The sequence below is a fragment of the Comamonas sp. B21-038 genome (assembly GCF_022387135.1).
Classification (GTDB): Bacteria; Pseudomonadota; Gammaproteobacteria; order Burkholderiales; family Burkholderiaceae_C; genus Comamonas; species Comamonas sediminis.
Map to the genome: position 1 here is coordinate 1058854 of NZ_CP092462.1, position 14151 is coordinate 1073004.

Genomic DNA, 14151 nt, shown 5'->3' on the forward strand with positions numbered 1-14151 from the left:
GGTAGCCTGGTGGGCACGGTGTAACGGATCGCACAAAGGGGTTGGCGCAAACTGGGGCAGGGCGGAGGTGTCAGGTCATGCGGCGCTCCTTCGTGGCTGGCGTGGCAGCTGTCTCGTTGGCAGGCTGGCCCTGCAGCTCGGCCAGGATCATGGCCTTGAGCCTGAACTTCTCGATCTTCTGCGTCAGCGTGCGCGGGAACTGCTCGACCACGCGGATATGGCGCGGCCGCATGAACTTGGGCATCTTGCGGTCGCACCAGTCATGCAGCGCCTGGCGGTCGATCTGCTGCTGCTCGCGCGCCACCACATAGACCACCACATCGTCCTCATCGCCCTCGTGCGCGGGGATGGCAAACGCGGCCGTCATCTCGACGGCCGGGTGCTGGTTGACCAGGTCCTCGATATGGAAGGACGAGATGTTCTCGCCGCGCACCCGGATGCGGTCACCCATGCGGTCCACAAAGCTCAGGCTGCCATCGGCATGGCGCAGCGCCGAGTCGCCAGTGTGGAACCAGAGGTTGCGAAAGGCCTTGGCAGTCGCCTGGGGCTTGCCAAGGTATTCCACCAACAGGTAATAAGGCAGCTTCGACCGAAAGGCCAGCTGCCCGGCCACGCCCACAGGGCATTCGCCGTCGCGCTCGTCCAGCACGGCGGCCTCCACAAACAGGCTCGGGTGGCCCAGGTAGCCCTTGCCCACCTGGCCGGCCTGCGCCGGGCCCAGCAGCTCCAGGCCCAGGGCGGCTGCCTGCGCACGGATCGCCTCGCGCGTCTGCCCGCGCCGGTAGGCGGGCGGGGATTCGCAGCTGGCGTCCGTCTCTTCAATGACCGTGAAGCAGGACATGCCGGACTCCGTCTGGCCAAAGCCGGCCGTCACAAAGTCAAAACCAAAGCGGCGCGCAATCTCCGCATGGCGCTGGGGCAGCGGCTGCATGTAGACCTTGTTGAGGCTGTTGTGGTGGTCCGTGGCTGCCGGCGCTGCCTTGGCCAGCCAGGAGATCATCGTGTCCACCAGCACCGCACTGGTTGCGCCACTGACGGCAATGCGGCGCCAGAAGTCATGGGGGCTGAAGCGGTCCCAGCAGGCCAGACCGCTGCCGGCCCACACCGCCCGCACCACATTGAACACTGCGCCGCCCACGTGGTACATCGGCAGGTCGTTGTAGACCACGTCATGGCCATTGAGCATCTGGCGGAACAGGTAGGTGTACTGGTTCATCCAGCGGTGGCTTTGCACCACGCCTTTCGATGGCCCGGTGGTGCCGGAGGTGTAGATGATGTTGCACAGGTCGTCATAGGCCAGCGCCAGATCCGGCTTGGGCGCGGGCTGCAGCAGCGTGGCCCAGTCCGTCTCCGCATGCGGGCCGCTGTAGGCCACGCAGTCCGCCACCGCATCATGGCTGCCATCCGGCGGCTCGTAGACCACCACATGGGCCAGCGCTGCGACCCGGCCCAGCTCGTCACGGATCGCATTGAGGGCCGGCACCAGCGCGCGCTCTGCCAGCAGCATCACCGGCTGGGTGTCGCCAATCTGGTAGGCCAGCAGGCGCTCGGTCAGCGCAAAGTTGATCGGCGCAAAGACGGCGCCGGCCTTCCAGATGCCAAACATGGCCAAGGCGCTGATGAGCTGGTTGCGCATGAACACCGATACCGGCATGCCCCGGCCGATGCCGGCAGCGGCCAGGTTGCCGGCGATGGCATCGGTGATGCGGTCAAACTCGGCATAGCTCAGGCGCACATCGTCTTCGCCATAGAGGTAGAAGAGCTGGTCGCCCTTGGTGCGCGCCCAGTGCGCCAGGCGCTCGGTGACCAGTTCGCCATCGCGCTGCAACAGCTCCAGCAGGGCCTGCCTCTCCAGTGCGGCCACGGGGTGGGCAGCTGCGGTCATGCGGCGCTCGCTTTCTGCGGCTCCTTCAGCAGCCGCCGCAGCACCTTGCCGGTGCCCGTGGTAGGCAGCGCGTCCCGAAACTCGATCTCCCGGGGCGCCTTGTAGACCGACATCTGCTCGCGGCACCAGTCGATCAGCTGCTGCGCGCTCACCGCCGGCGCGCCCTTGCGGGCAATGACGACGGCCTTGACCGCCTGGCCTTTGTGCGGATCATCAATGCCAATCACCGCCACCTGCGCCACCGAGGGGTGCTTGATCATGATGGACTCGACCTCTTCCGGGAAGACGCTGTAGCCCGATACCTTGATCATCTCCTTGAAGCGGCCGGCAAAGGTCAGGTAGCCATCGCTGTCGATCTTGGCCATGTCGCCGGTATGCACCCAGCCGTCCTTCAAGGTGCTGGCCGTGGCCTCGGGCTTGTTCCAGTAGCCCTTGAAGTTGCCCGGGCTGCGCAAGACCAGCTCGCCCACCTGGCCGGCGGGCAGATCCTGGCCGGTGCTTGCATCGATCACGCGGCATTCCACCCCCTCGATAGGAATGCCGTGCGCGCCCCATTTGATGGCATCGACGGGCATCGAGGTGTCCCAGGTGTGGGTCTCGGACATGCCATAGGTCACCTCGAAAAGCTGGCACTGCGGTGCAAAGCCGCGCCACTGCTCGGCCAGCGCCTGGTTGATGGTGATGCCAAAACTGGTGCTGGGGTTGATGCGCAGCGCGCTGAGGTCATAGCCGCGCGCGCCTTCGACCTGCATTACCGCCGCATTCATGCTGGCCACGCTGTACCACCAGGTCACCCGGTAACGCGCCAGCGCCTGCAGAACCTGCACGGGGTCAAAGCGGTACAGCAGCACGCAGGTGATGCCGGTGTAGAGCGTGACATTGAGGCCGATCAGCATGCCCGCGATGTGGTTCAGCGGCGCCACGGCCAGCATGGTGTCGTCATCGCAGATGGGGTTGTTGTCTGCCGCTGCATGGGCCTTGAACAGCGCATTGCGGTAGGTCAGCATGGCCCCCTTGGGCAGGCCGGTGGTGCCTGAGGTATAGGTCATCAGCGCCACATCGTCCATGTCCAGCGGGCCCACATCGGGCGCGGGCAATGGTATGCGCAGGCAGTCCAGCAAGTCGGCTGTGCCTTCGATGTAGCGCTTGGGCGTGTCTATTTCTGCGGGCAGGTCGATCGTTGGCTGGGCCGGCAGCAGATCGGCATAGTGGGTCAGGAACACATGTTCAATCGCCGTCTTGGGGCGCGCCGCCTGCACGATCTCGTAGAGCACATCGGCCGCGACGATCACCTTGGCGCCCAGGTCGGAGAGCTGGTACTCCAGCTCATGGCCCTTGAACAGCGGGCTGCAGGGGCCTACCACCGCTCCTAGCTTCTGGATGCCGATATGCGCAATCACGTACTGCGGGCAGTTCTGCATGAAGAGCGCTACCCGGTCACCCTTGACCACGCCGCGCTGCTGCAGCTGGTGCGCAAAGGTATCGCTCATCTGGTCCAGCTGCGCCCAGCTGAGGGCGCTGCCATACCAGATGAAGGCGGGCTTGTCGGGCTGGCTGCGCGCATGCTGGCGCAGGTACTCATGCAAGGGCTTTTCTTGTTGCCGGTACGCGATGGGGGTCATGGTGTCTCCTACGGTCCTGGTGTTTTTTGGGGTCTCGGTCGCAGTCTTTGGGTGGGTGCCTGGTGCCTACCAGGGCGATACGCCCGATGCCGCCCGCCCCGGGCTGGCCGCCGGCAGGCTGGCGAGCATGCTGGCGAGCCAGCCGCGTGTCTGCGCCGGGTCGATCACATCGTCGATTTCGTTGTAGCTGGCCACGTTCAGCGCCTTGCCTTGGGCATAGATCTCATCGGTTTTGGCCTGGAAGTAGGCTGCCTTCTCGGCAGCGTCCTCCAGCGCCTCCAGCTCGCGCCGGTAGGCCAGGCGCACCGAGCCTTCGATGCCCATGGGCCCCAGCTCGCCGGTAGGCCAGGCCACCGTGGCCACCGGCACCAACAGGTTGCCGCCCAGCATGGCCTGCGCGCCCAGGCCGTAGGCCTTGCGCAGCACAATCGCCAGCACCGGCACCTTGATGTGGCTGGCCGTGACAAAGATGCGGGCAAAGTGCCGCACGGCTGCCGCCTTCTCGCTCTCGGGCCCGACCATGAAGCCTGGCGTATCGCACAGCGATACGACCGGCAGGCCATAGTTGTCGCACAGCTCCAGAAAGCGCGAAATCTTGTCGGCGCTATTGGCATCGAGTGCGCCGCCCAGGTGGCTGCCATCGTTGGCCAGCACGCCCACGGCCTGGCCCTGCAGCCGCGCAAAGCCGGTGACCACGCTGCGGCCAAACTGGGCGCGCAGCTCCAGAAAGCTGCCGCTGTCAAACAAGGTCTGCACCACGGCACGGATGTCGTAGCCCTTGACCCGGTTCTCGGGCACCAGCGCACGCAGCAGGCGCTGGTCGGCATGCTCGCCGGGCGGCAGCTTGCCCTGCACAAAGCCCAGGTAGGTCTGGGCCAGGGCCACCGCCTCGGTCTCGTCGCGGGCCAGCAGGTCGATCACGCCGTTGCGCGTCTGCACGGCCACGGGCCCCACCTCGTCGGCTGCCACCACGCCCAGGCCACCGCCCTCGATCATTGCCGGCCCGGCCATGCCGATGCTGGCATCCTGCGTCGCAATGATCACATCGCAGCAGCCCAGCAAGGCGGCATTGCCGGCAAAGCAGCGGCCCGAGACCACGCCGATCGTCGGCACCTTGCCCGACAGCCGCGCCATGTGCGTGAAGGTGGTGAACTCCAGCCCCGACACGCCCACGTAGTCGGTGTCACCGGGCCGGCCACCGCCGCCTTCGGCAAACAGCACAAAGGGCAGGCCCAGGCGTTCGCTGGTGTGCACGATGCGGTCCATCTTGCGGTGGGCCATAAAGCCCTGCGTGCCGGCAAACACCGTGTAGTCATAGGCCATCACTGCGCAGCGCGACTGCTCGGGCCCAAACTGCAGGCCGTTGATGCGGCCCAGGCCGGTGATGGTGCCGTCCGCCGGGCTCAGGCGAATCAGCTCTTCCTCGCTGCGGCGGCCGCGTTGCATCGCCAGGGTCAGGCCGCCATATTCGACAAAGCTGCCGGCATCCAGCAACTGGTCCAGGTTCTCGCGTGCGGTGTTCTTGCCATGGCGCCGGCGCTTGGCCACCGCTTCGGGGCGGGCCGCATCCATCAAGCCCTGCTGGCGCTGCAGCACCTTGGCCAGATCGGGGCGTATCGCATCGAGGTCAGCTTGCTGCTGCCCGCTGGCCAGCGCATCGGCCGATGCATCGGGCAGCACCCAACCGAGCAGGGTGCCTGTCGCCACCACCTCGCCCAGCAGCGCGCTGCGCGCCACAAAGCGGCCGCCCTGGCCCAAGGCCACGCTGTGCTCCAGCTTCATGGCCTCCAGCACCGCCACCGATGCGCCCTTGGCCAGCACGGTATGGGCATCGGTCTCCAGCGCAATCACGCGCCCGCGCATCGCAGCGCGCACCGCATCTGCGCCTTCGGGCAGCGCGGGCTCGTCGTTGGCGCTGCTGGGCACAGGGTTCTGGCCGGCGGTCTGAGGACCAGGCTGGCGCTGTGCTGCCAGCGCTGTGGCTGCCGCATGCAGTGCCGGGCCCTGGCGTTCCACATAGGTGGTGTCGATCTTGCCGTGCTGTACCTGTGCGTCGCGCAGCAGCGCACGCAGGTAGTCCAGGTTGGTCTCCACGCCCTGGATATGGAACTCGGCCAGCGCGCGATCGGCCTTGGCGCAGAGCATCTCGAACTGGCTGGGCCCGCTGACGACCACCTTGGCCAGCAAGGAGTCGTAGTTGCCCGAGGTCTCGTAGCCGGTATAGCCAAAGCTGTCCACCCGCACGCCCGGGCCGGTGGGCGGCTCAAAGCGTGCCAGGGTGCCGCCCGTGGGCAGAGCCTGGGCATCGGGCTGCATGCTTTCCATGTTCACACGCGCCTGCAGCGCCAGCTGGCGGGGCAGCGGCAGTGCCTGGTCCAGGCCCAGGTCCTGCAGGCTGGCGCCGTCGGCCAGCGCAAACTGCAGCGCCACCAGGTCCAGCCCGGTGATGGCCTCGGTGATGGTGTGCTCCACCTGCAGGCGCGGATTGCATTCGATAAAGATGGACTGGCCGCTGCGGCTGTCGACCAGGAACTCCACCGTGCCCAGGCCTTGGTAGTGCATCGCGGCGCCCAGGCGGCAGGCATGCTGCAGCAGCTGCGCGCGCAGCGCGGGGCTGATGAAGGGGCTGGGCGCAATCTCCAGCAGCTTCTGGTGGCGGCGCTGCAAGCTGCAATCGCGCTCAAACAGGTGCTGCACCGCGCCGCTGCCGTCGCCCACGATCTGCACTTCGATATGGCGGGCGCCGCTGACGAGCTGCTCCACATACAGATCGCTGCGGCCAAAGGCGCTCAGCGCTTCGGAGCTGCAGCGGTCAAAGGCTGCTGCCAGGTCTGCGGCATGCAGCACCGCGCGCATGCCCCGCCCACCGCCACCCGCCAGAGCCTTGAGCATCACCGGCCCGCCCAGCTGCTGCATGAAGGCCTGGGCCTGCGCCAGGCTGGTGGCGCTGTGCGTGCCTTGTGCCACCGGTACCTGCTCACGCTGGGCCAAGGCGCGCGCCCGGGCTTTGTCGCCAAAGGTCTCCAGCGCCTGGGCCGAGGGGCCGATAAAGCGCAGGCCGGCGGCCGTGCAGGCCTGCGCAAATGCGGCGTTCTCGCTCAAAAAACCATAGCCGGGGTGGATGGCATCACAGCCTTCCTGGTGCGCAATCTCGATCAGCTGCGCGCCATTCAAATACGCCGCTGCGCCCTGGGCGCCCAGCGCGCGGGCCTGGTCGGCAGTGCGGCGGTGCAGACTGGCTGCATCGTCGCTGGCATAGACCGCAACGCTTGCGATGCCCCGGTCTGCGGCCGTGCGCGCAATGCGCACCGCAATCTCCCCCCGGTTGGCAATCAATACCTTGTGCATGGAAATCCTTCTCTCTCGTCGATCACGCTGCCCCACATCGGCGCGGCAGCGGGCCGGCATGCCCTGGGCGCCGGCCTGCGCGTTCAAATGGTCTGGCTGACGAACTTGCTGCTGAGGTAGAAGGCCAGCGCATCGGCGCCGCCCTCGCTGGCATAGCCCGACTCCTTGACCCCGCCAAACGGCTGCTCGGGGTAGCCCATCGCGATCGAGTTGATGCCGACCAGGCCGCTTTCGATCTCGTTCTTGAACCACTCGCCCCGCGTGGCCGAGCCGGTGAACACATAGGCGGCCAGGCCCCAGGGCAGGCGGTTGGCCTCTTGCAGCGCCTGCGCATCGCTGTCAAAGCGCGCAAACGCGGCAATCGGGCCAAAGGGCTCTTCGTTGAAGATGCGCGCATCCTGCGGCACATCGGCCAGCACCGTGGGCGCAAAAAAGTAGCCCTTGCCCTCAGGCGCCTTGCCGCCCGTCACCACGCGGGCGCCCTTGGCCACTGCGTCATCCACCAGGGCCTGCATGGCGGCCACGCGGCGCGGGTTGGCCAGCGGGCCCATGCGGGTGGCCTTGTCCAGGCCATTGCCCATCACATAGCTTTCGGCAATGCGCTGAAAACCGGCAATGGCTTCGTCATACAACGGCGCCTGCACCAGAAAGCGCGACGGCGAGATGCAGGCCTGGCCGGCGTTCCAGAACTTCTGCACGCCCAGCAATTTCAGGCTGCGCGCCAGGTCGGCGTCGTCGCAGACGATGGCGGGTGCATGGCCGCCCAGCTCCATCGACACGCGCTTCATCGCGGCGCCCGCTTGGGCACTCAGGAGTTTGCCCACCGAGGTCGAGCCGGTGAACGAGATCTTGCGTACCACGGGGGAGGCAATCAGGTGCTCGGAGATATCACCTGGCTCGCCATAGACCAGGCCCAGCACGCCGGCAGGCAGGCCGGCCTGCTCCAGCACCTGGATGAAGCGGGCCAGCGCTACGGGCGTTTCCTCCGACCCCTTGACGATGATCGAGCAGCCGGCAGCCAGTGCGGCGGCAATCTTGCGCACGGCCTGGTTGATCGGGAAGTTCCAGGGCGTGAACGCTGCCACCGGGCCCACCGGCTCATGCTGCACATACTGGCGCAGCTCGGGCGAGCGCGGGGGGATCATGCTGCCGTAGCAGCGGCGTGCTTCTTCGGCAAACCATTCCAGTACCTCGCTGGCGCCCGACAGCTCGATGCGCGCCTCGGTCAGGCGCTTGCCTTGCTCGTGCACCAGCATCAGCGCCATCTCTTCGGCATGCTCGCGCACCAGCGCCGCGGCCTTGCGCAGATAGGCCGAGCGCTCCATCACCGAGGTCTTGCGCCAGGCGGCAAAGCCGGTCTGGGCCGCGGCGAGCGCGGCATCCAGGTCGGCGCGGCTGGCCTTGGCCACGCGGCCAATGCTGCTTTCATCGGCGGGGTTGATGATGTCCAGCCATTCCTGGCTGCTGCTGTCGCGCCACTGGCCGTCGATCAGCAATGGTACTTGGTAGTTCATGCGGTGCTCCTGGTTTTTCTGGCGTCAGCTTTGCAAAATGGCGCGGCCGGTGACCTTGCCGGCACGCAGTTCGTCCAGCACGGTCTGCACCTCGCCCAGCGGGCGGCTGCTGAGCGGCAACGGCGGCAACACCCCTTGCTGGGCCAGCGCCACCAGCTCGCGCAGCTCGGCCAGCGAGCCCACATAGGAGCCGCCGATGGAGATGGCGCGCATGGGGATCAGCGGCAGCTGGATGCTGGCGCTGCCGCCAAACAGGCCCACGATGAGGATCTTGCCGCCCTTGCCGACGACGGCATGGGCAAACTCGAAGCTGCGTGTGGAGCCGACAAAATCGAGCACGGCCGACACGCCTTCGGCGCTGGAGCGCGCCAGGGTCTTGGCGGCATCGGCCTCGGCCGGGTCCACCACGCGGCTGGCGCCGGCCTCCAGCGCGGCCTGGCGCTTGGCCGGGTCGATATCGACAACGATGGGCCCCAGGCCATGCAAGGCCTTGGCCAGCGCCACCGCAGCCAGGCCCACGCCACCCGCACCGATGATGACCAGCGGCGCCTGTTCGGTTGCGGGTGCCACTTTTTTGAGGGCCGAGTAGGCCGTCAGCCCCGAGCAGGCCAGGGTGGCGGCAAAGGCGGCGTCAATGCCGGCATGGTCGATCAGGTAGCGCGGGTGGGGCACGCGCACATGGGTGCTGAAGCCGCCATCCCGCGTGGTGCCCAGGCTCTCGGGGCGGGCGCACAGGTGTTCATCACCCCGGGCGCAGAGCGCACACTGGCCGCAGCCAATCCAGGGGAAGACGATCACCGAGCGGCCCAGCGCGCCTTCGGCGCCGGGCCCGTTGGCGGCCACGGTGCCGACGATCTCATGGCCCAGGGTGCGGGGCGGCTTGAGCACTTTTTCCAGGCCGAAATGGCGGCCATCGCCCAGGTCAAAAAAACCCTCGGCCATGTGCAGGTCGCTGTGGCAGACGCCGCAGGCGCTGATGCGTACCAGCACCTCGCTGCCCTCAGGCGCAGCAATGGCGCGGCGCGCCAGTTGCAGCGGCTGGCCAAAATCGACGACCTGGTAACTCAGCTGTTCGCCAGGGCTGGCGGTTGCGTTCGACATGCGCTTGTCTCCTCAATCAACGGGGCTCAATGGCTGCTGGCGCGGCGCTTCGGCAGGGGCCGCAGAACGCTGCAGCGCGTTGGAAAAACCCAAAGATACTGATCAGTATCATTTGGTACCATTGGGGATTTCACGCATGGTTGACGCAATCGCATCTTGTGCAAAACGGCCCGCCTTTCCACTATGCTGGGGCCATGTGTACAGCGTGCCGGCGCGCGCTACGGCCGCAGCCCCACGCCCACCAGGAGACCTTCAGCAGTGCAGCTACCACCCACCGACACCAACGCAGGCGATGCCAAGAACCAGATCCAGGAATACAAGGACACCTTGATCATCAATGCCGCTGCCGAGCTGTTCTACAAGCGCGGCTTCAAGAGCGCGACGCTCGATGAGATAGCGGCCTCGATCGGCGTGACCAAGCCCTTTATCTACAAGCGCTTCAAGTCCAAGCACGAGCTGCTGGAGCGGCTTTTCGACAAGGTGTTTGCTGGCCTGTATGAAGCCGTGAGCCAGTGCGAACAGCTGGAAGACAAGGATCCCGTGCGGCGCTTTGCGTTTTTTATCGACACCTATACGCGCCGCAAGATCGAGCTGAGCAGCTTCTCGGCCATCCTGCTCGAAGAGGAAAAAAGCCTGAGCCCGGAAAAAATCAGCGATATCCGCAGCAAATACCACGGCTTTGATGCGCTGGTGACGCGGCTCATCGTCAATGGCGTGGAAGCCGGCGTCTTCAACGTCAGCAATCCCAAGGTGACGGCCTTTGCCATCAGCGGCATGGTGCAGTGGACGCACCGCTGGTACCAGCCCAACGGCAAGCTGTCCATCGAGGCGCTGTGCCAGGAGATGACGCAGATGGCGCTGCGTCTGGTTGGCTGGACAGGGCAGTACGTGCTGCCCGCGCCGCCTGCTCCGCAACGCTGATTTGCCGGGCGCATGGGGCGCGCCGGATGGCCTCGAAAGTCCTGTGTAAAGACGGTCTTTGCCATTGAATATAATTGAGAGTCATTCTCAACTATTGACTGTGGCAGCAGGGCGTGGACATCGCATGGCATCTCCCGGATACTTGGCTTCGCCCATCGAAGCGCTCTACAAAAACCACCATGCCTGGCTGCAGTCCTGGCTGCGGCGCCGTCTGGGCCATGCGGGCGATGCGGCCGATCTGGCCCACGACACCTTTTTGCGGCTCATGCTGGCACCCCGCAACGTGGACGCTGCTGATGAACCGCGGGCCTTCCTGACCCATGTCGCCAAAGGCCTGGTGGTGGATTTATGGCGCCGGCGCGAGATCGAGCGCGCCTACCTGGAGACCCTGCAGGCCCTGCCCGAGCCGCATGCGCCATCGCCCGAGACCCAGCTGCAGGTCATCGAGGCCTTGGTGCAGATCGACCGGCTGCTGGCAGGCCTGGCGCCCCGCACGCGCCAGGTGTTTTTGCTGGCGCAGCTCGATGGCCTGAGCTTGCAGCAGATCTCCGACCAGGTCGCCATGCCGGTGATCACCGTGCGCCGCCATATCCACAAGGCCTTGCTGCGCTGCCTGGAGGCCGCGTGATGGCAGGCGTTGCCGCGCAAAACAGCTTGCTCAGCGAAGCGGCCGACTGGCTGATCCGGCTGCGCTATGAAACGCCCACTGCCAAGGAGCAGGCGCGCTTTGAACAATGGCGCAGCCAAAGCCCTGCGCATGAGGCGGCCTGGCACAAGGCCGAAGCCATGCTGGGCGTGTTTGCCCAAGTGCCTGCCGAGGTCTGCCAGCAAACCTTGAATGCCGTGCAGCGGCCCGACCGGCGCAAAAGCCTGGCCTGGCTGGGTAGCCTGCTGGTGGCGGTCCCCGCCGGCTGGCTGGCCTGGCGTGAGCTGTCCTGGCGCGACTGGATGGCCGACCAGGCCACCGCCGTGGGGCAATCACGCTCGCTGCTGCTACCCGATGGCTCTACGTTGACGCTCAACACCGCCAGCGCGGTCGCCATCCGCTTCAACGCGCAAGAGCGCCGGGTGCGGCTGCTGGGGGGCGAGATTTTGGTAACGACGCATGCCGACCCCTCGCCCCGCTACCGCCCCTTTGTCGTGGAAACACGGCAAGGCACCGTGCAGGCGCTGGGCACGCGCTTTAGCGTGCGCCGGCTGGATGCGGACACCAGCCGCGTCGCCGTATTCAGCCACACCGTCGCCATCACCAACCAGCAAGGCGCCACCCAGCTGCTGCAAGAGGGACACACCGCTGACTTCAGCAACAAAAGCATCGGCCCGCCAACCGATGTGCAAGCCAGCGCCGCGCTGTGGGAGCAGGGCATGCTGCTGGCCAAGAACATGCCGTTGGCCGACGTTGTGGCCGAGATCGCCCGGTATCGGATGGGCCGTGTGCACTGCGATCCCGCGGTGGCCCAACTGCGGCTATCGGGCGCCCTGTCGCTCAAAGACACAGATGCCAGCCTGGCGCTGCTGGCGCAATCGCTGCCGGTGCGGATCGAGCGAGAGGCGCATGGGGTGGTGAGGGTGGTGGGGCGTTGAATAGGGCGGTAGCTCTGCGGTATGCATCGCTTTGAATCGCCCCCTGACTTGTTTTGCGAATACGCGGTCTACCTATTTTGGCAACTGGCATTTCATTCAATTGCTTTATTCAATTCCCGCTGTGCACTCTGAGAGAATCAGCGCGGCTTGGTGGGATGCTGAATTATCGGATTCGGCAGCGGCTCATAGCCATTGCCCCTGCCACTGAGCCAACTCAGCGCGGTTTTTCCCGCTTGCCTCAAATAAGCCTGCGCCTCCAGGAATAGTGGCGAGTCTAAATCCTTGTTGGTCAATGGGCGCGGTCTGCCGGATTTTTCCGCACTGAGAAAGTGCGCCCTGTGGGGCTCATCGCTATAACTGCGTGCAAAAAAACTTTCTTCGCCATCAGAAAATTGGTAGATGTAATACTCATAATGGTAGTCATGGAAGCCGGCTTCATCCGGTTCGCTGGCGTCCAAATGGTATGTACAAACAACTTGCATCTGAAGCTGATTCAATCCAAGGAGATAAAGTGGCACACAAGAGGCGCATTCCAAAGCTGGCATCCATTCTCGCAGTATCTGCATTGGCACTGTCCATATCTCCCAGCTGGGCAGCTCGCAGTTTTACCCCTCAAGCAGGCACCTGGGTCATCAGCGATGAAGTAGACGGCAAACCAGGCCGAGGTTTTGCGATCGATGTGCAGGGCAATACTTTCTATATGCAGGTATTTGGCTATGAGAAAAATGGCGATGCCACTTTCTATGCCGCCACGGGCCAGATGGAGGGCGATACCGTCACCGCCCCGTTGATGCGCTACCAAGGCGGCCGCAGTTTTGGCAGCGAGCCGCGCGATGCGCAAGAAGACAAAAGCATGGGCAATGTCACGCTCAGCTTTCGCAATGGTTTGCAGGGAACGATACAGCTGCCTGGCGAGCCAGCCAAGGACATCGAGCGCTTTGTTTTTACCGCACCAGATGCCGCCTATTACCAGACGGAGCAGTGGAAGACTTCGTCACGGATGGCGCGTTGGTTTGGATTGAACGCGCAGGGCCAGGTCGAGAAGAGCTGGTTCGCGATGCTCAAGACCAGTCCCACTGAACCCATGCGTCTGACGCTGTCCGGCGACCAGACGAGCGAGACGCTGGAGTGCAGCCTCGCTACGCCAAGCGACAGCATCCGCTGCGTTGCTGCGAATGCTGCAGATGCTGCGCAAACGCCCGTGGTGAAAGAGGTGCAGTTCCGCCTGCTGGGCGCTCAAGTTGCTGGCGCCGTCAGCCTGCAAGCCGAAGGTGCTGCGCCATTGCAGTTATTGGGCCTCAATACGCGCGCGGATTATCCGTACCGCGGGGGGGTCATCACCGGCTGCTGCGCCAATGGGCTTGAATCGTTTATGCCAGGAACGTTTGGCTATGCGCAGCGGCCTGCCTACCAGCCCAGCAATGGCACCTGGGTGATGGCGGACGAATTGACGGGCAAGCCCGGGCGTGGCGTGAGTCTGGATGTGCAGGGCGGAAAAATGGTCATGCAGGTATTTGCTTACCGGGCCGATGGACAGCCGACCTTCGCTATGGGAGTGGGCGACTTCGGACCCGATCCAGAATTGAGAGATGTCAGCAGTGCCCGTTTTCGCTTGCAACAGTACCGGGGTGGGCGCAGTGTGGGCGGTGCCGCTGCCAGTGGCGAGCTGGTTCGGGACGAAGGCGAAGTCGTGGTTCAGGTATCCGGCCTCTCGGGTGGATCCGGCATGCCGGCTGGCAGCTTGGCAGAGGCGATGGTGCAATTCCCGGGCGAGCCCGCCAAACGGATGCTCCGCTTGCCCCTTCAGCCTTGGCAGACATTGGAAGACCAGTTCTTTGGTGAATGGTATTTCCAGGGCTTGCCGTATGCAGGAAGGCCTTTGACCGTGACCCTCAACCGCAGAGAGGGTGAGTTTGTGACCAACGACGATGGCTCGGTGCGGTGCCAGTTCAATACGCAGTTGCTGCGAGGCGAATGTCAGTGGCCCACGGCCACGGGTACGTCAGGTTCCTCAGGTTCGATAGCGCTGCAAGATGCGTTTGCCATTTCCAACTCTTACGTCCGTTTGCGTGACCGCTATGGGAATCTGCTGGGCCTGGGCCAGGTTCCGCTCGACTGAGGATCCGCTGCATAAAACGTTTTACTTTGTCTTAAGAGCCGGGCGGCCAAAGCCTAT

General features: G+C 65.0%; 10 protein-coding genes. 4 read left to right on the top strand and 6 right to left on the bottom strand.

Annotated elements, in window-relative coordinates; all coding sequences use genetic code 11:
- Window positions 1-70: 70 nt before the first annotated feature.
- The 5 genes from MJ205_RS04825 to MJ205_RS04845 form a co-directional block, all read right to left on the bottom strand.
- Window positions 71-1885 carry a class I adenylate-forming enzyme family protein gene (locus MJ205_RS04825; RefSeq protein ID WP_239811423.1) on the bottom strand — a complete coding sequence of 605 codons (1815 nt, stop codon included), beginning with the start codon at window positions 1883-1885 and terminating at the stop codon, window positions 71-73.
- A complete protein-coding gene (locus MJ205_RS04830; RefSeq protein WP_239811424.1) occupies window positions 1882-3507 on the bottom strand; it encodes an AMP-binding protein in 1626 nt (541 codons plus the stop codon). Before MJ205_RS04830 ends, MJ205_RS04825 begins: the two co-directional genes overlap by 4 nt.
- Window positions 3508-3573: 66 nt before the next feature.
- Window positions 3574-6855 (bottom strand): carboxyl transferase domain-containing protein, encoded by a 3282-nt coding sequence (locus MJ205_RS04835; RefSeq protein WP_239811425.1) that lies wholly within the window; start codon window positions 6853-6855, stop codon window positions 3574-3576.
- 83 nt (window positions 6856-6938) lie between these two features.
- A complete protein-coding gene (locus tag MJ205_RS04840) occupies window positions 6939-8369 on the bottom strand; it encodes an NAD-dependent succinate-semialdehyde dehydrogenase (RefSeq protein ID WP_239811426.1) in 1431 nt (476 codons plus the stop codon).
- A 24-nt stretch (window positions 8370-8393) separates the two neighbouring features.
- Window positions 8394-9470: an alcohol dehydrogenase gene (locus tag MJ205_RS04845; RefSeq protein ID WP_239811427.1), complete on the bottom strand. Its 1077-nt coding sequence runs from the start codon at window positions 9468-9470 to the stop codon at window positions 8394-8396.
- 258 nt (window positions 9471-9728) lie between these two features.
- Between MJ205_RS04845 and MJ205_RS04850 the strand changes: the two genes are divergently transcribed.
- From MJ205_RS04850 to MJ205_RS04860, 3 genes are all read left to right on the top strand, one after another.
- Entirely contained in the window at window positions 9729-10391 is a 663-nt protein-coding gene (locus tag MJ205_RS04850; protein WP_239811428.1) for a TetR/AcrR family transcriptional regulator, read from the top strand.
- 124 nt (window positions 10392-10515) lie between these two features.
- Entirely contained in the window at window positions 10516-11019 is a 504-nt protein-coding gene (locus MJ205_RS04855) for a sigma-70 family RNA polymerase sigma factor (protein WP_239811429.1), read from the top strand.
- Complete coding sequence (locus MJ205_RS04860; protein WP_239811430.1) at window positions 11019-11975, top strand: FecR domain-containing protein; 957 nt, start codon at window positions 11019-11021, stop codon at window positions 11973-11975. Before MJ205_RS04855 ends, MJ205_RS04860 begins: the two co-directional genes overlap by 1 nt.
- A gap of 137 nt (window positions 11976-12112) precedes the next feature.
- On the opposite strand, the gene MJ205_RS04865 is transcribed toward MJ205_RS04860, so the two are convergent.
- Entirely contained in the window at window positions 12113-12433 is a 321-nt protein-coding gene (locus MJ205_RS04865; RefSeq protein WP_239811431.1) for a hypothetical protein, read from the bottom strand.
- 5 nt (window positions 12434-12438) lie between these two features.
- Between MJ205_RS04865 and MJ205_RS04870 the strand changes: the two genes are divergently transcribed.
- Window positions 12439-14094 (top strand): hypothetical protein, encoded by a 1656-nt coding sequence (locus MJ205_RS04870; RefSeq protein WP_239811432.1) that lies wholly within the window; start codon window positions 12439-12441, stop codon window positions 14092-14094.
- The last annotated feature ends 57 nt before the right edge of the window (window positions 14095-14151 follow it).